The following is a 15,496-nucleotide window of genomic DNA, read 5'->3' on the forward strand; positions in this document are numbered from 1 at the left end:
CTGAGCTCAGTCCGCCAGGAGTGGATCAAAGAGCGCTCTGACCTCCTCCAAGCTGAGGGGAGTCAGAGCGGCTCCATCCACGCTGGTGATGGGCCTGCAGCTCAGGCTGTTGATCAGCAGCCAACGGTCGCCGTCTTGGGGTGTGGCATCCAGCTCTGCTTCTGTGGCTAGGCCACGCTCCAGCAGTTGCCCCCGCATGATCCCGGGGAGGCAGCCGCTGCTGAGCGCTGGCGTGAGCCATTGCCCTTGGCGCTGCACCAGCAGGTTGGCGGCGGTCCCGCAGCAGAGTTCACCGCTGGTGCTCAGCAGTAGGGCGTCTTCGGCTCCGGCGCCGCGGGCCTCGCGGCGGGCTTGCACCGCCTGCCCGTAGGCAAAGGTCTTGCAATGGCTCAGGCGGCTGGAGCCATTGCGCCGCTCATGGCGACTGACGATGACCTGAACCGGCGCAAACGTCGGGGTGTGGGCGCTGAGCTGCAGCCAGAAGCGCGGATCCAGGGCGTCTGGGCGATCCAGACCGCGGCCGCCGCTGCCGGCACTCCAGTTCAGCCGCAGGGCGCCCTGGCCTGCAGGCAGGTTGCAACGCGCAATCGCTTCCTCCACCAGTGGTTGGACCACGGCCGTTTGGGGCGGTTCGGGCAGGCCCAGCAGCGCCGCACTACTGCGCCAGCGCTCAAGGTGGGGCTCCAGCAGACGGGCACGTCCGTCCAGCACCAGCACCGTTTCGAACAGGCCATCGGCGAGCAGCAGGCCGCGGTCGTTCAGGGGGAGTTGTAGGGCGTTGGCTTCGCCCCAGCGCCCATCGCTCCAGACCAGGCTGTGGCCTGTCATGCCAGGGCCTCCAGCAGCGGGTTCAGCTTCCAACCCAGCTCCTCGGCTTCAGCTTTGGGATCGGAGTCGGCCACGATGCCGCAGCCCGCATGGCAGCGCAGGGTGGTGCCGTGTTGCAGCACGGTGCGGATCAAGATGCTGCTGTCGAAGCTGCCATCCCAATCCCGCCGCAGCAAGGAGCCGCAGTAGGGCCCGCGGGCCACGGGCTCGAGTTCAGCGATGCGCTGGCAGGCCCGCAACTTGGGCGCCCCTGTGATCGAGCCCCCCGGCCAGCAGGCCTCGAGCAGGTCCACCCAGTCGGCTCCGGCTTTCAGTTGCCCGGTCACCACAGAGGTGAGGTGGTGGACCTGCGCGTAACTCTCCAGTCCCACCAGTTGCGGGACTTGGATCGAGCCGCTTTGGCAGACCCGGCCCAGGTCGTTGCGCAGCAGGTCCACGATCATCACGTTCTCGGCGCGGTCTTTGCTGCTGCAGACCAAGTCCGCCGCCTGGTCGGCGTCCTGCTCCGGATCGGATCTCCGCGGCCGGGTGCCTTTGATCGGCCTGGTCTCCACCAGGCCGCTGGGGCTGACCTGCAGAAAGCGTTCCGGCGAGGCGGAGATCACCGCTTCTCCAGGGGCCACGACCAGGCCGGCGAAGGGGGCGGGGCAGCGCCGCCGCAGCCGCTCAAACAGCTGCAGCGGGTCGGCGGGAGCGGGCAGCTCAGTGGAGCAGCAGGCGGTGAGGTTGGCCTGAAAGATGTCTCCGCTGGCGATCCGTTCACGGATCTGCTGGACCCCATCGCTGAACTGCTCTGGGGTGGTTCGCCAGTGCCAGTCCGCAATGGCCGCCGCAGCCGCTGGGCCGGGGCCGCTGGTTGCCAGTCCTGAGGCCCAGGTGGCCATGGCTTCGAGGCGCCCTGGATCGACTCCCTCCAGCCAGAGGGTGCGCTCCTGCAGGTCAAAGCGAAAGATGGGGTCGTGGCGCGCCATCCAGAGGGTCGCCATCGCATCGGGCTTCCAGTGCGCCGCGGGTTCCACCCAGGCCGCCGCCTCGTAGCTCAGCCAGCCGCACCAGTGCCCTTCCCCGAGCTCCCGCAAGGCCGCAAACGGATCGCGGCTTTCGCTTTCCCCGGGGAGGCCGCGGCAGACGATCTGCTCGAGCGGGTCGGCGGCCAGGCTGGCCCAGCGCCCCAAGTCGCTGCCGTCCCCATCCAGCCAGATCAGCCCCTCTGGTCCAAAACGGGCGGCGAGGTGGCGGGCTAGATCAGCGGGTTCGATCCAGGGCAGCGGCGCTCTGGCCATCACTCAGCGGCTCGCCAGATCGGGGCGCCCGGCCTCGATCAGGGCCGCATCACGAATGCGGCAGCTGTCGCAGACGCCGCAGGGCTGCTCGCCGCCGCTGTAGCAGCTCCAGGTTTGATCAATCGGGACCCCCAAGCGCAGGGCCTCTTCGACGATCTTGGTCTTGCTCCACTCCACCAGGGGGGCCCAGAGCTGGGTGCCATGGCCCTCGCGGCCGGCTTTGCTGGCCAGGTCGGCCAGGGTCTGGAAGGCGCCGAGGTAATCCGGACGGCAGTCGGGGTAGCCGGAGTAATCGACGGCATTGACCCCCAGGACCAGCCGCTCGGCCCCGCGCGCTTCCGCCAGGCTCAGGCCGATGGCGATGAAGACCGTGTTCCGCCCCGGGACATAGGTGCTGGGGATGACGCCCTCCTGCACCCCCTCGTTGGGCACATCCATGGCGGTGTCGGTCAGGGCGGAGCCGCCCCAGGCGGCCAGGTTGACGTGAATGCTCTGGTGCTCGGCGAGGCCCAGGGTCTGGGCGACGGCCGCGGCGGCCTGCAGCTCGCGCCGGTGGCGCTGGCCGTAGTCGAAGGAGAGGCCGATCACGCGGTAGCCCTCCGCTTGGGCGAGGGCGGCGGCGGTGGCGGAATCCAGCCCTCCGGAGAGCAGGGCGATCGCAGTGGGCAAGGTTTCGGTGGAGGGCACCGACTCCATGATGCCCACTCGCCTCAGCGCACCCCCAGCCACTTGTGGGATTGCAGGCTCAGGCGCCAGCGGGGCTGGGACTGCACAAACTCCAGGGCCAGGGCCTGGCCTTCGCGGCAGTCCCAGCCCGGTTGCAGCAGCCAGGTCGCCTGGGGGGCCTGGCTGGCGCTGACCTCGGCAAAAAGCAGATCGGCAGCCTCATGCACCACGACCTTCAGCTCATCGCAGCGTTGCAGCAGCTCGGCCCTGGGAGGTTGATGGCGCTTGGGGGAGAGGCTGATCCAGTCGGGGATCCCGTCAGGGGATCCACGCCGCTGGTTTCCAGGTGGATGGGCAGCGAGCAGTGCTGGCGGATGGCCGCGCTGAGCGCGTCGAGGTTGTGGTGCAGCGGTTCGCCGCCCGTGAGTACAACGAAGGCCGCGCCCGCTGAGGCCGCCTCTGCGCAGGCCAAGGCCAGTTCCTCAAGGCTCTGCTGCGGGTGCACCTCGGCGGGCCAGGAGTGCTTGGTGTCGCACCAGCTGCAACCGACCCTGCAGCCCCCCAGGCGAATGAAAAAGGCGCTGCGGCCGGCATGGAGGCCCTCCCCCTGCAGGGAGTGGAAGGTCTCCACGACGGGTAGGCCGCTGGAGCCCAATGGCTCCTGCTCACTCATGCCGCCGAGATGTTCGCCCCTTGGGCAATCGCTTCACTGGGGCTGGAGGGCAGGCGCTGTTGCGCCGCTTCGATCAGACCCCGGAAGAGCGGGTGGGGTTGGCCCGGGCGGGAGAGGAATTCCGGGTGGTACTGGCAGGCGGTGAAGAAGGGGTGGTTCTTCAGCTCGATCAGCTCCACCAGGCGGCCATCGGGGGAGGTGCCGCTGATCTCGTAGCCCGACTCCAGGAAGAGGTTGCGGTAGGCGTTGTTGAACTCGTAGCGGTGGCGGTGGCGCTCGTAGACCACCTCATCGCCATAGAGGCGGTGGGCCAGGGTGCCGGGCGCGACGCGGCAGGGGTAGACCCCGAGGCGCATCGTGCCGCCCAGGTCGACCACATCCTGTTGCTCGGGCAGCAGGTGAATCACCGGGTGCGGGCTGTCGGCGTTCAGTTCGGCGCTGGTGGCTCCCGTCAGTCCGGCCTGGTTGCGGGCCCACTCGATCACGGCACATTGCATCCCGAGGCAGAGGCCCAGGAAGGGGACCCGCTGCTCCCGGGCCCAGCGGATGGCCGCCACCTTGCCGTCGACGCCGCGGTTGCCAAAGCCACCGGGGACGACCACGGCATCCATGCCGCGCAGCAGGGCCTCCGGCCCTTGCTCTTCGATTTGCTCGGCACAGATCCAATGCAGATCCAGGGCGGCATCGCGGTCGATGCAGGCATGGCGCAGGGCTTCGACCACCGAGAGGTAGGCGTCGTTGAGCTGCACGTACTTGCCCACCAGGGCCACCTTCACGGCGGGGCCGGGGTTGCGCAGCTTGGCGACCATCTGCTCCCAGCGCTGCATGTCGGACTCGTGGTCCGTCAGGCCCAACAGATCGAGCACCTCGCGGCAGAGCCCCTCCTTCTCGAGGGTGATCGGAACGGCGTAGATGCTGTCGGCATCCAGGGCGGGGATCACCGCCCGGGTGGGGACGCCGCAGAAGCCGCCGATCTTGCCCTTCAGCTCCTCATTGATCTCGCGGTCGCTGCGGCAGACCAGGACGTCGGGCTGGATGCCAATGGAGCGGAGCTCCTTGACCGAGTGCTGGGTGGGCTTGGTCTTGAGTTCGCCTGAGGTGCCGATGTAGGGCAGCAGGGTCACGTGCACGTAGGCCAGGTCGTTGCGGCCCACATCCCCCCGGAATTCGCGGATGGCTTCGAGGAAGGGCAGGGACTCGATGTCACCGACCGTGCCGCCGATCTCGGTGATCACCACATCAGCACCACTGTTGGCGGCGACGCGGTGGATGCGCTCGCGGATCTCACCGGTGATGTGGGGAATCACCTGCACGGTGCCGCCGTTGTAGTCGCCGCGGCGCTCCTTGTTGATGACCGACTGATAGATCGAACCGGTGGTCACGCTGTTCAGGCGCGACATGGCGGTGTCGGTGAAGCGCTCGTAGTGACCCAGGTCCAGGTCGGTCTCGGCGCCGTCTTCGGTGACGAAGACCTCACCGTGCTGGAACGGGCTCATCGTGCCCGGGTCCACGTTTAAGTAGGGGTCGAGCTTCAGGATCGAGACGCTGTAGCCGCGGCTCTTGAGCAGGCGCCCCAGGCTGGCCGCCACGATCCCTTTGCCGATGCTGGACACCACGCCACCGGTCACGAAGACGAATTTGGCCATGGCTCCTGAAGCGACCCTTCAATGTACCGGCCTGATCTAGGGGCCCTCGCCGCGAAGGCCTATTGATCCAGCAGGCTGCGGAGCATCCAGGCGGTTTTTTCGTGGATCTGCAGCCGTTGGGTGAGCAGATCGGCCGTGGGCTCATCGCTGGCGGCATCGGCCAGGGGGAAGATGCTGCGGGCGGTGCGGGCCACGGACTCATGGCCGCTGACCAGCAGCCGAACCATCTCCAGGGCGGCGGGTTGCTGGGGGGCTTCCTGAATGGAGGCGAGCTTGGCCAGGCTGCTGCCGCCATGGGGGGCGACGACCCCGAGGGCGCGGATGCGTTCGGCGATGACGTCCAGGGCGGTCCAGAGCTCCGTGTACTGGTCCATGAACATCAGATGGAGCGTGTTGAACATCGGCCCCGTGACGTTCCAGTGGAACCCGTGGGTGTTGCCGTAGAGGACATAGGTGTCCGCCAGTAGGCGGCTGAGGCCCTGGGCGATCTCCTGGCGCTGGGCCTCGGGGATGCCGATGTCGATGCTGGGCATGGAATTGGCCATCTCTCGGGCGCGCTGCTGCCCGATTGATAGCTGGATTTTCAGCCGCTGGGAGCGCTGTCTCCGTCGATGTTCAGCAGGTAGTCGTGCACCCGGCAGCGGCGCTGGGGTTGCCGCAGTTTGAGCAGGGCGCGGGTTTCGATCTGGCGGACGCGCTCACGGGAGAGGTGCAGGTCTTCGCCGATCTGGGAGAGGGTTTGCGGGGTGTCGTTCTCCAGGCCGAAGCGCAGGCGGATGACCTCGGCCTCGCGGCCGCTCAGCTCCTCGAGGAGGGCTTCGAGGTCGTCGTGGAGTTGGGTCTTGGTCAGGGCCTGCTCCGGGGTGGCGTGGCCGTCCTCCAGCAGATCCCCCAGCTCCGTGTCTTGGTCGCGGCCCACCCGCGTGTCCAGGGAGACCGAGCGCGGCACCCGCATCAGGGTGAGGCGAATCACCTCTTCGCTGAGGCCCAGTTCCTTGGCGAGGTCGGCCACGGAGGCCAGACGTCCGTGTTCGCTGGCGATCTGGCGCTGCGCTTTTTTGATCCGGTTGAGCTTCTCGGTGACGTGAACCGGCAGGCGGATCGTGCGGCTTTGGGTGGCGATGGCCCGGGTAATCCCCTGGCGGATCCACCAGTAGGCGTAGGTGCTGAAGCGGAAGCCGCGGGTGGGGTCGTACTTCTCCACCGCCCGCTCGAGGCCCAGGGTGCCCTCCTGCACCAGGTCCAGCAGCTCCATGCCCCGTTGCTGGTATTTCTTGGCGACGGCCACCACCAGGCGCAGGTTGGCCTGGATCATCCGATCTCGGGCCCGGCGCCCCTGGTGGAGCGCCTGCTTGAGTTCGGCGATGCTCAGCTCCGAGAGGGTGGCCCAGGCTTCATGGCCTGCCTTGAGGGACTCTTTGAGCTCGGCGCCGCTGCGCTGCTGGTGTTCGGACCAGAGCTGAAGGCTGGGCCAGTGCCCCAGATGGGAGGCCAACTGTTGGCGGCTGTGCTCCAGCTCCTCCAGGACCTGGACTTCAGGCGATTGTTGGGCGAGTTTGCGGCGTTCCTGCAGCAGTCGTTCGCGACGCTGGACCAGCCGGGCCAGGGTGAGTTCCTCCTCATGGCTGAGCAGGTCAACGCGACCGATGTCCTGCAGGTACAGGCGCACCAGGTCACTGCTGCCGCGCTTTTTGCCGGAGTTTGCTGGTGGACGGGGAGGACCTTTGGCCATAGGCCGATGGCGATTGCCACCATCAAGCTTCAGGTCTCAACTGAGACAGTGCCCTAAAGCCTTTGTTTGTATTCGGGTTCTGCCCGGAAGGATCAGTCCTCCTCGTCCACCCAGGTGCTGGCCACATGCAGCTCCTCGAGCTGCTTCTCGGCCACGCCGCCGGGTGCGCTGGTCATCAGGCAGCGCGCCTGTTGGGTCTTGGGGAAGGCGATGGTGTCGCGGATGGACTCCTCGCCCGCCAGCAGCATCACCATCCGGTCGACCCCGAAGGCCAGGCCGCCGTGTGGCGGGGCGCCCATGTCGAGGGCTTCCATCAGGAAGCCGAACTGGGCATTGGCCTCCTCCAGGGGCAGGCCCACGGTCTCCAGCACCTGGCGCTGCAGGGCTGAATCGTGGATGCGCAGGGAGCCGCCACCGAGCTCTAGGCCGTTGAGCACCAGGTCGTAGGCCTGGGCGCGGGCGCCGGGCAGGGTCTCGGCCCAGGCGGCCGGGTCGCTGCCGAGGTCGTCGGTGTTCGGGGCGCAGAAGGGGTGGTGCAGCGCCTCGTAGCGGTTCTCGTCGGCGTTGAACTCGAACATCGGGAAATCCACCACCCAGAGGAAGTTCCAGCTGTCGTTCTCGCCGTCGGCTTTGACCATGCCCAGTTCCCGGGCCAGGTACTGACGGACGCGGTCCAGGGCCTTGTTGACCGTTGCGGTGTCGCCGGCCCCGAAGAGGATCAAGGTGCCGGGCTCGGCGCCAGTGCGCTTGAGCAGCTCCGCCTTCTTCTCGTCGCTGAGGTTGTCCTTGATGGCGCCGATCGTGTCGATCTCACCGCCTTCGCGGACGCGGATGAAGGCCAGGCCGCCGGCGCCGGCTTTTTGGGCTTCGCTGAAGACATCGCCGCCGGGTTTGATGCGGACGTTGGAGACGGCGTCGTTGCCGCCGGGGACGGCGATGCATTTGACCGAGCCCCCGGAGGCCACGGCGCCGCTGAAGACCTTGAAGCCCATGTCAGCCACCAGGTCGCTGACGTTGACCAGCTCCATGCCGTAGCGGGTGTCGGGGCGATCGGTGCCATAGCGCTCCATGGCCTCGTGCCAGGTCAGGCGCGGGAAGGGTCGGGGCAACTCGATGCCTTTGACGCTCTTCCAGATGGCGGCGATCAGGGATTCATTGAGCTCCAGGATCTGCTCCTGATCCATGAAGCTCATCTCCATGTCCAGCTGGGTGAATTCCGGCTGGCGGTCGGCCCGCAGGTCCTCGTCGCGGAAGCAGCGGGCCACTTGGTAGTAGCGCTCGATGCCGCCCACCATCAGCAGCTGCTTGAACAGCTGGGGGGATTGGGGCAGGGCAAACCACTCGCCGCCGCAGACCCGGCTGGGGAGGATGTAGTCGCGGGCGCCTTCGGGGGTCGAGCGCGTCAGCACAGGCGTCTCGACCTCGATGAAGCCCTGCTCTTCGAGGAAGCGGCGCGCGGCCTGGATCGTCTGGGCCCGCAGGCGCAGGTTGCTGTTCATGCGCTCGCGGCGCAGGTCGAGGTAGCGGTGGCGCAGCCGCAGCTCCTCGCGGGTGTTCTCCTCGTCGTGCACCGAGACGGCAAAGGGCAGGTTGCCCTTGACGCTGTTCAGCACGCGGATGGAGCTGGCCAGCACCTCGATCTGACCGGTGGAGAGCTTGTCGTTAATGGCATCGGCGGGGCGCTCGCGCACCTTGCCCTCCACCTGGATCACCGTTTCGTTGCGCAGGTGTTCCGCCACGGCGAACATCTCGGCGCCGTTGTCGGGGTCGACGGTGATTTGAACGGTGCCGCTGCGGTCGCGCAGATCGATGAAGATCACACCGCCGTGGTCACGGCTGCGGTCGACCCAGCCGCACAGCTGCACAGCCTGGCCGGTGGCGCTCTGACGCAGGTCGCCGCATCCGTGGCTGCGCATGTGGAAACAAGTGGGTGATCGGCGATTGTCCCACTTGGAGTGGGCTCAGCGCCGGTAGAAGGGGCGCCTGACCACCTCGGCGGCTTCGGCTTTGCCCCGGATTTCGACGGCCAGGCTGGTGCCGAGCTTGGCGGCGCCGGTGGCCACGCTGGCCAGGGCAATCCCGGCCTGCAGGCTCGGGGACCAGGTGCCGCTGGTGACGGTTCCAACCACCTCTCCGTTCTGGAGAACCGGGTAGCCATGGCGGGGGATGGCGCGGCCCTGGAGCTTCAGCCCAACCAGGCGCCGTTTCAGCCCGTCCGCGGTTTGCTGCTCCAGGACCGGGCGGCCGATGAAGTCCTTGGGCATCTCCAGATGCACCAGCCAGCCCAGGCTGGCCTCCAGGGGCGAGGTGCTGGCATCCATGTCACTGCCATAGAGATGCATGCCCGCCTCCAGTCGGAGGGTGTCGCGGGCGCCCAGGCCGCAGGGTTTGACGCCCCGCTCCAGGCAGGTGGTCCAGAAGCGTTGGCCGGCATCGGCGGAGAGCAGCAGCTCAAAGCCGTCCTCACCGGTGTATCCGGTCCGTCCAACGAACGCCTCACCCAGGCCAGGCAGCGTCAGCTCCCGGTGGCCAAAGCGCGGCAGCCCAGCGAGGGAGCAGCCCGCCAACTCCTCCAGGAGCTGTGCGGCCTCCGGTCCCTGTAGGGCCAGCAGCGTGCCGGAGCCCTTCAGGTCGATCAGCTCGATGCCGGCGGGCTCCAGCTGGCTGCGCATCCAGGCCGTGTCGCTCTCGGCACAGGCGGCGTTGATCACCAGCACCAGTTCGTGGACCTGCTCGTTCTCCAGCCAGCCCCGGTCGTAAATGATCAGGTCGTCCCGGATGCCCCCTTCGGCATTGAGCAGGACCGAATAGCAGGCCTCGCCAGGCCCAATCCGAAAGAGGTCGCTGGGCACCAGGCCCTGCATGGCGTCCTTGACGTTGGCTCCCCGCAGGCGCAGGACGCCCATATGGGAGATGTCAAACAGGCCGCAGTGCTCACGGACGGCTTGGTGCTCGTCGATCAGGCCGCTGAATTGCACGGCCATCTCCCAGCCGGCAAACGGGACCATCCGTCCGCCGGCCTCCCGCGCCGCATCGAAGAGCGGCGTGCGCTGGAGGGAAGGCGAGGCGGCCATGGCAGTCCAATGCTCAGGCGGATCCTATGGATCTTGTTCAACAAGGGGAAGAGAACCCGGAGCTTTGCCGCTTCCTATGGCCGCCACAGGACGGCCTGATTACGGTTGGCAGCCCAAGCCTCCAAAGCGATAGGCCCGCGTCCCTGCTGCAGAAGTTGCCGCCACTGCGCCTCCCCCAAGGGGGTGGAGTTGGGTTGGTGCCGTCTGCGCAAGCTGCCGATTCATCCGGAGCTGGCGGGGGAGTTGTGGTGCCATCACTGGACGGCTCGGCCGCCGCGTCTGCCCGTTGTCGGTCAAGGGGATGGCCTGCAGCCAGCGGTGCGCGACCGCCAGCTCGCCCTCACGGATGTACTTGAAAGCTGAAGCAAAACCGAAGATCTCTGATCTCTTCTGTTTTGTTGTCTGGGCGTCCTGGATTGCCGGGCTGTAGGTGTCAAGCTGAGCCGATCAGGTTTTGGGGTACGGGAGGTCAGAGACGCATGCTCACGTCCACCATCGCGACCCCGATTGAGCTGATGTCCGCCCAGGTGGACAGCGAGACCCTCTCGTTCCCCACCGGTGCTGCGATCTTCAGCAGTGGCCAGACGGCTAACGCCATTTACGGCGTGCGCCGCGGCATCGTCGAGGTGATTGATGCCAACGGCGACAAGCTCTGCTGCAGGCCGGGTGAGTTGTTCAGCTACCAGGACATCGTTTGGAAGGACGGCGTCTACCGCAATGACGCCATCGCCCGCACGCCGGTGGAGTTGGTCAAGCTCGATCGCCTGCGCTTCCTGAACCTGCTGCATAACCACCCGACCCTGGCGGTGCAGTTGATCGCCCAGCAGCACGAGCGCCTGCGTGAGCAGCGCGCCAGCGGCACCTGCTCCTACTGAATCAGCGATCCAGCAGGAAGAGCAGGCTGCGCACCACCTTGGCGGCCAGCACGCTGCTGACCCCGCTGGGGTCGAGCATGGGCGCCAGTTCCACCACATCGGCGGCCACCAGGTTGTGGTGGCGCAGTTCATCCACCAGGGCGGCGAAGTCCCGCCAGAGGAATCCCCCCGGCTCCGGGGTGCCCGTACCGGCCATCACCGCCGGGTCAAACCAGTCCAGGTCAACCGTGAGATAGAGCGGTTTGCCCCGGAGGGGTTTGAGCGCCTCGGCCATCCGCTCGATCGCGACCAGGCGTCCGGTTTGGCGCAGTTCGCTGAATTCCTCGCGGGTGCCACTGCGGATGGCGATCTGCAGCAGCTGCTGGCTGGGCAGCACCTCCAGGCAGCGGCGCATGGCGCAGGCGTGGCTGTGGTTGGCGCCGAGCCATTCATGGCGCAGGTCGGCGTGGGCATCGAGTTGCACCAGCACCAGTTCGGGATGCTGCTCGGCGACGGCGGCCACTGCTCCTGAGCTGATGGAGTGCTCACCGCCCAGCATCAGCGGCTTGAGGCCCAGCCCCAGCACCGCCTGCGTCGCCTGCTTCACCGCGGCCACCACAGGCTCTGGGGCGCCGAAGGGGATGTCCACGGCGCCCAGGTCGGCAATGGCCAGTTCCTCGAGATCCCGATCGAGCTGGGGGCAGTAGCTCTCGAGGCCCGGGCTGACCTCGCGGATCGCCGCTGGGCCAAAGCGGGTGCCAGGCCGGAAGGAGGTGGTGCCGTCGTAGGGCACGCCGAATAGGCCCACCCGGCAGCCGGCGGGATCCCGCTGGCTGCCCATGTAGATGGCGCCGTCGCTGTCAAAGAGGTCGTTCATGCGTTGATCGCGCGTTCGATGGCGGCGGGGATGGCGTCAAAGGCGCCGCGCTGCCAGCGGGGACTCCAGATCTGGCAGCCATCGACCACGGCCGCGGCGCGGGAGGGATCCGGCTCCAGATAGCGGCGGCCGTCGATGGCGGCGAAGGTCCAACTCCACCAGCCGCTCGGGTACATCGGCACCCAGCCGTACATCGGATCGGCATGGCCAAAGACCTCGCGGATCACCTGGACGGTGTCGATGTGGACCTGACGGAAGGCCTCGGGGGATTCGCTCTGGGTGGCGAAGACGCCACCGGGCTTGAGGATGCGGCGGCACTGCTCGAAGAAGGCCCGGTTGAACAGGCCTTCGGCGGGGCCAGCGGGATCGGATCCATCGACGATCACCACGTCGTAACTGGCGTCAGCGGCATTGGCGGCCCAGGCGATGCCGTCGCCCACGGTCAGGTGGAAGCGGGGATCGCTCCAGCAGCCTCCGCCGATGGAGGGCAGGTGCTGCTGGCTCCACTCCACCACCAGTCCGTCGATCTCGACCATGTCCAGGTGCTGCACGCCGGTGTGGCGCAGGCACTCGCGGGCGGTGCCGCCGTCGCCACCGCCAATCACCAGCACCCGCTCCACCGCTGCGGCGCTGCAGAGCGCCGGGTGCACGATCGATTCGTGGTAGTGCCGCTCCTGGCGCTCGGCGGTCATCCAGCAGCCGTCGAGCAGCAGGCCCTTGCCGTAGCGCTCGCTCTCGATGATGGTGACCGTCTGGAAGGGGGATTGCTCTTCGGCGATCACCCGCCCGGCCAGTCCGTAGCGGACACCATCAAAGATCTCGTCCACCCAGCCGGGGGTTGGAGCGGGAGCGGCACTGTCGGCCATCGCAGGGGCGCGGGGAGATCTCTCCAGATTTGCGCACCGCCGGGCTAGGCCTTGAGGGCCTCGATGAGCTCAGGGCGGCTGTGCCAGCTCCAGGGGCCGCTGGTGACGGCGTCGATCTGCAGCTCCCGGCGCAGGTCCTCCAGGTTGCGGGGCATCAGAGCTTCCCAGGGCTGGGCAAAGAGGGGTTGGGCGTTGGCACCCATCTCCAGCCCTTCACTGATGCGGCCAAAGGCATAGGCCGTGGTGTGGGCCTTGTCGGCGTGGCTTTCCAGCTCGTCGATCGGGGTGTCATCCCTGAACCAATTCAGCAGCAGGGACATCAGGTCGGTGAAGGCCAATCCTGGGTGGGAGAACTGGGCGACGCTGACGCTGATCACCCCCAATTCGCCGAAGTTGTCCAGGCTGAAGCCGGTGAGGATGTGGTGTAGGTCGTGGGTCGCGTAGACCCGGTAGTTGATGTAGTCGGCGTCGGTCTCGAGATTGCTGAAGAAGCTGGGCTCGGGGAAGAAGTTGATGTCGTAGCCCAGGGCCCCGAGCACCGTGGCGTAGGTGTGACCCAGGCTGCCTTTGGGCAGGGCTTTCAGGGCCTCTGGGTCGTAGGGCCCGCTGAGCTGCCGGGTTTGGATCAGCCGCTCGGCTTCGGGATCGCGGGCCAGACGCTTGCGGCAGAGCTTCATCGGGTTGGAGTCCCGCAGCCGGTGGGAGAGCTCAAAGACGTTCTGGGCTGACTCCCCTCCTCCAGCCGCCAGGTCCATCAAGCCCAGAAAGCCCTGGATTTGCTCGGGGCTGGCCAGGCGATCGAGGTAGCGAAAACCCATGGGGGCTCCAGTGCCGGCCCCTCAAACTAGAAATGGTTTTTCGATCAGACCGCGTCCTGCTGCTCCTGGCGGATCTGGGCCTTGGCCTGCTGCCAGAGACCCTCGAGTTCGCGGATGCTGCGGCCCTGAAGATCGCCCCCCAGGGCGGCTTCGACGCGGGAGAAGCGATCGAGGAAGCGCCGGTTGGTGCCCGCGAGGCCCTCCTCGGGTTCGATTCCGCACCAGCGCGCCACGTTCACCAGGGTGAACAGGACATCACCGAGTTCCTCCTGGGCGTGGCGCTTGTCCCCTGAGGCCACGGCTTCCTTGAGCTCATCGAGCTCCTCGTGGACCTTCTCCCAGACACCGTTCATGTCATCCCATTCGAAGCCCGCCTTGGCGGCTTTCTTGGAGATGGTCATCGCTCCGGCCAGGGCGCCTTGGCCGCGCACCTTGCCCGCGAGGCGATCGCTCAGGGGACTGGCGGAGGGCGGAGCCTCTCCTTTTTCGCTGGCCTTGATGGCCTCCCAGGTGTCCTTGACCGCGGCGCTGTCTTCGGCGATGGCATCGCCAAAGACGTGGGGGTGGCGGCGGATCAATTTCTCGCTGATTCCCTGGGCGATGGCCTCGAGATCGAAGCGCTGCTCCTCCTGGGCGATCTGGGCATGGAGGACCACCTGCAGCAGTAGATCGCCGAGTTCCTCTTTGAGGTGGGCGTCATCCCCATGGCGGATGGCGTCGGCCACCTCGTGGGCCTCCTCGAGCACATAGGGCACGAGGGACTGGTGGGTTTGCTCCAGGTCCCAGGGGCAGCCCCCATCGGGATCGCGCAGCTTGGCGACCACCGCGATCAGCTCTTGCAGGGCGTCGCTCATCGAAGGGGGGCCAGCTGGCTCCTCACGATCTCATTGCGCTGCAGGCCGGCGGCTGAACCAAAGCCGGTTGAACAGGGCCTGCAGCAGTTGTGTCGCTGGCTCCATTCCCGCCCGATGCAACTGCCCCGCCAGACGATCTGCATCCACGGAGTAGACCCCGGCATTGCGGGAGGCCATCACGCGCTCGATCGTTTCGGAGTCCATGCCTTGGGCGTGGAAGCGGGCCCGGGCGATCGCCTGCCAGAGCTCCATGTCCGCCCCGGGTTCTTCACTGAAGCCGCTGATCACCAGCACGCCCCCAGGGCTGACGCGGGCACAGAGCTGTTGGAGGCAGTCCTCTTGCTCAGCCGGAGGAAGCAGGTGCAGGACGTTGTGGCAGATCACCGCGTCAAAACGGCCTGGCACCTCCTTGAGGTCGTTTGGGGCCCAGCCGATGCGACTGCCCGCTTGGACGCGGGCGATCACGGCGTCGCAGAACCCCCGCATCTGCTCGCTCGGCTCCACCAGCTGCAGGTGTGCGCCGGGCATGGCCCTCAGCAGGCTTGGCAATTCTTCCCCTGCCCCAGGGCCCACCACGAGCGCCGATGAGGCCGTTGGCACGAGGGCCCCGAGTGCGGCAGCGGCGAGCTCGAAGTGGCTGTCGTAGGCGGGGATCAGCCGGCGAATGCTCTGGTCGTAGTGGCGGCCGTAGTCGCCATCGAAATCAAGGAGCGCCATGGGGCTTCGCCGTTGCCCGTTGTTTAGCGACGGCGCCAGAGCCGTGGCATGGGATCACCGTCCTGGAGCAGGTGCAGCCAGGCGCTGGCCTCGATGCCAACCAGGGCCACCCAGAGCAGCCGCTCCTGCTGCTTGAGCCAGATCAGAACTTCGCTGCTCGAGGGGACTCCCCAGGGGTGCAGCAGGCCGCTCAACAGCAGGACAATGCCGAGGCCATAGCCCACCCGCACCAGGGTTCCGACCACCGGCGTGTGGGACAGGATCGAGCGATGGCGCAGGGTCTTGCGGTAGGGCCACCAGAGCCAGCGCAGGGGCCCCCAGCGTTGGTAGGGCCGGGAGTTGGTGTCGAGATCGGGGGAGAGCCAGAGGCCTCCGATCAGGAAGGCCAGGGCGCTGACGACCGTTCCGAGAGGTCCAAGCCAGGGCCACCAGAGCAGCCCATAGGGCAGGGCCAGCCAGCAGGTGGCGCGGTCGTGTTGCTGGCCGCTGGCCATCGCCGGGGGTGAATGCTGCCCTGCAGAATGCCGTAACCGCCCGGTTAGCTCAGCGGTAGAGCGCCTGCCTTACAAGCAGGATGTCGCTGGTTCGAACCCGGCACCGGGCATCAC

16 protein-coding genes, 1 tRNA gene and 1 pseudogene are annotated in these 15,496 nt (G+C 67.3%); 3 read left to right on the top strand and 15 right to left on the bottom strand.

What is annotated here, in order from left to right; translation table 11 throughout:
- Positions 1–6: 6 nt before the first annotated feature.
- The 9 genes and pseudogenes from QZ186_RS05705 to gcvT all read right to left on the bottom strand — a co-directional run bounded on the left by QZ186_RS05705 (position 7) and on the right by gcvT (position 9,902).
- Complete coding sequence (locus QZ186_RS05705) at positions 7–828, bottom strand: aminotransferase class IV (RefSeq protein WP_296416122.1); 822 nt, start codon at positions 826–828, stop codon at positions 7–9.
- Entirely contained in the window at positions 825–2,111 is a 1,287-nt protein-coding gene (locus tag QZ186_RS05710) for an anthranilate synthase component I family protein (RefSeq protein ID WP_296416123.1), read from the bottom strand. The genes QZ186_RS05705 and QZ186_RS05710 overlap by 4 nt, the downstream gene beginning before the upstream one ends.
- A gap of 3 nt (positions 2,112–2,114) precedes the next feature.
- Entirely contained in the window at positions 2,115–2,798 is a 684-nt protein-coding gene (gene queC / locus QZ186_RS05715; RefSeq protein ID WP_029626039.1) for a 7-cyano-7-deazaguanine synthase QueC, read from the bottom strand.
- Between the two features lie 23 nt (positions 2,799–2,821).
- Positions 2,822–3,450: pseudogene (locus tag QZ186_RS05720) on the bottom strand (7-carboxy-7-deazaguanine synthase QueE).
- On the bottom strand, positions 3,447–5,096 hold the full coding sequence (locus tag QZ186_RS05725; protein WP_247476715.1) for a CTP synthase: 1,650 nt from the start codon (positions 5,094–5,096) through the stop codon (positions 3,447–3,449). The pseudogene QZ186_RS05720 and the gene QZ186_RS05725 overlap by 4 nt, the downstream one beginning before the upstream one ends.
- Before the next feature lie 59 nt (positions 5,097–5,155).
- Positions 5,156–5,641 (bottom strand): Dps family protein, encoded by a 486-nt coding sequence (locus tag QZ186_RS05730; RefSeq protein ID WP_010313715.1) that lies wholly within the window; start codon positions 5,639–5,641, stop codon positions 5,156–5,158.
- A 38-nt stretch (positions 5,642–5,679) separates the two neighbouring features.
- Positions 5,680–6,828, bottom strand: a complete 1,149-nt coding sequence (locus QZ186_RS05735) for an RNA polymerase sigma factor, RpoD/SigA family (protein ID WP_247476716.1) — start codon at positions 6,826–6,828, stop codon at positions 5,680–5,682.
- A gap of 92 nt (positions 6,829–6,920) precedes the next feature.
- Positions 6,921–8,744: an aspartate--tRNA ligase gene (gene aspS, locus QZ186_RS05740; protein ID WP_296416124.1), complete on the bottom strand. Its 1,824-nt coding sequence runs from the start codon at positions 8,742–8,744 to the stop codon at positions 6,921–6,923.
- A 45-nt stretch (positions 8,745–8,789) separates the two neighbouring features.
- The gene (gcvT, locus tag QZ186_RS05745; RefSeq protein ID WP_296416125.1) at positions 8,790–9,902 is read right to left on the bottom strand and encodes a glycine cleavage system aminomethyltransferase GcvT; all 1,113 of its coding nucleotides are present in this window, start codon (positions 9,900–9,902) and stop codon (positions 8,790–8,792) included.
- A 183-nt stretch (positions 9,903–10,085) separates the two neighbouring features.
- On the opposite strand from gcvT, the gene QZ186_RS05750 reads away from it, so the two are divergent.
- Both QZ186_RS05750 and QZ186_RS05755 read left to right on the top strand, forming a co-directional pair.
- Positions 10,086–10,265: a hypothetical protein gene (locus QZ186_RS05750; protein WP_010313707.1), complete on the top strand. Its 180-nt coding sequence runs from the start codon at positions 10,086–10,088 to the stop codon at positions 10,263–10,265.
- Between the two features lie 116 nt (positions 10,266–10,381).
- On the top strand, positions 10,382–10,777 hold the full coding sequence (locus QZ186_RS05755) for a Crp/Fnr family transcriptional regulator (protein WP_247476722.1): 396 nt from the start codon (positions 10,382–10,384) through the stop codon (positions 10,775–10,777).
- Between the two features lies 1 nt (position 10,778).
- Here QZ186_RS05755 and speB read toward each other — a convergent pair whose 3' ends face one another.
- Genes speB through QZ186_RS05785 form a run of 6 tightly spaced genes read right to left on the bottom strand, consistent with a single transcriptional unit; the run spans position 10,779 to position 15,382 of the window.
- Complete coding sequence (gene speB, locus QZ186_RS05760; protein WP_247476723.1) at positions 10,779–11,633, bottom strand: agmatinase; 855 nt, start codon at positions 11,631–11,633, stop codon at positions 10,779–10,781.
- A complete protein-coding gene (gene speE, locus QZ186_RS05765) occupies positions 11,630–12,499 on the bottom strand; it encodes a polyamine aminopropyltransferase (RefSeq protein WP_247476725.1) in 870 nt (289 codons plus the stop codon). Before speE ends, speB begins: the two co-directional genes overlap by 4 nt.
- Positions 12,500–12,543: 44 nt before the next feature.
- A complete protein-coding gene (locus tag QZ186_RS05770) occupies positions 12,544–13,317 on the bottom strand; it encodes a Coq4 family protein (protein ID WP_296416126.1) in 774 nt (257 codons plus the stop codon).
- A gap of 44 nt (positions 13,318–13,361) precedes the next feature.
- The gene (gene mazG, locus QZ186_RS05775) at positions 13,362–14,171 is read right to left on the bottom strand and encodes a nucleoside triphosphate pyrophosphohydrolase (protein ID WP_296416127.1); all 810 of its coding nucleotides are present in this window, start codon (positions 14,169–14,171) and stop codon (positions 13,362–13,364) included.
- Positions 14,172–14,201: 30 nt separating this feature from the next.
- Entirely contained in the window at positions 14,202–14,888 is a 687-nt protein-coding gene (locus tag QZ186_RS05780; RefSeq protein ID WP_296416128.1) for a bifunctional 2-polyprenyl-6-hydroxyphenol methylase/3-demethylubiquinol 3-O-methyltransferase UbiG, read from the bottom strand.
- Positions 14,889–14,911: 23 nt separating this feature from the next.
- Positions 14,912–15,382 carry a metal-binding protein gene (locus tag QZ186_RS05785; RefSeq protein ID WP_296416129.1) on the bottom strand — a complete coding sequence of 157 codons (471 nt, stop codon included), beginning with the start codon at positions 15,380–15,382 and terminating at the stop codon, positions 14,912–14,914.
- A 38-nt stretch (positions 15,383–15,420) separates the two neighbouring features.
- Here QZ186_RS05785 and QZ186_RS05790 point away from each other — a divergent pair.
- Positions 15,421–15,492: transfer RNA gene (locus QZ186_RS05790), tRNA-Val, on the top strand.
- Positions 15,493–15,496: the final 4 nt, after the last annotated feature.

The sequence above is a fragment of the Vulcanococcus sp. DEBay_Sum29NL08_54 genome, from assembly GCF_017859255.1.
Taxonomy (GTDB): domain Bacteria; phylum Cyanobacteriota; class Cyanobacteriia; order PCC-6307; family Cyanobiaceae; genus Vulcanococcus.

Excerpts from the sequence above, each read along its gene's own strand:
- QZ186_RS05705 (WP_296416122.1), bottom strand. The coding sequence starts at position 828 with ATGACAGGCCACAGCCTGGTCTGGAGCGATGGGCGCTGGGGCGAAGCC.
- QZ186_RS05710 (WP_296416123.1), bottom strand. The coding sequence starts at position 2,111 with ATGGCCAGAGCGCCGCTGCCCTGGATCGAACCCGCTGATCTAGCCCGC.
- QZ186_RS05725 (WP_247476715.1), bottom strand. The coding sequence starts at position 5,096 with ATGGCCAAATTCGTCTTCGTGACCGGTGGCGTGGTGTCCAGCATCGGC.
- QZ186_RS05730 (WP_010313715.1), bottom strand. The coding sequence starts at position 5,641 with ATGGCCAATTCCATGCCCAGCATCGACATCGGCATCCCCGAGGCCCAG.
- QZ186_RS05735 (WP_247476716.1), bottom strand. The coding sequence starts at position 6,828 with ATGGCCAAAGGTCCTCCCCGTCCACCAGCAAACTCCGGCAAAAAGCGC.
- aspS (WP_296416124.1), bottom strand. The coding sequence starts at position 8,744 with ATGCGCAGCCACGGATGCGGCGACCTGCGTCAGAGCGCCACCGGCCAG.
- gcvT (WP_296416125.1), bottom strand. The coding sequence starts at position 9,902 with ATGGCCGCCTCGCCTTCCCTCCAGCGCACGCCGCTCTTCGATGCGGCG.
- QZ186_RS05755 (WP_247476722.1), top strand. The coding sequence starts at position 10,382 with ATGCTCACGTCCACCATCGCGACCCCGATTGAGCTGATGTCCGCCCAG.
- speB (WP_247476723.1), bottom strand. The coding sequence starts at position 11,633 with ATGAACGACCTCTTTGACAGCGACGGCGCCATCTACATGGGCAGCCAG.
- speE (WP_247476725.1), bottom strand. The coding sequence starts at position 12,499 with ATGGCCGACAGTGCCGCTCCCGCTCCAACCCCCGGCTGGGTGGACGAG.
- QZ186_RS05770 (WP_296416126.1), bottom strand. The coding sequence starts at position 13,317 with ATGGGTTTTCGCTACCTCGATCGCCTGGCCAGCCCCGAGCAAATCCAG.
- mazG (WP_296416127.1), bottom strand. The coding sequence starts at position 14,171 with ATGAGCGACGCCCTGCAAGAGCTGATCGCGGTGGTCGCCAAGCTGCGC.
- QZ186_RS05780 (WP_296416128.1), bottom strand. The coding sequence starts at position 14,888 with ATGGCGCTCCTTGATTTCGATGGCGACTACGGCCGCCACTACGACCAG.
- QZ186_RS05785 (WP_296416129.1), bottom strand. The coding sequence starts at position 15,382 with ATGGCCAGCGGCCAGCAACACGACCGCGCCACCTGCTGGCTGGCCCTG.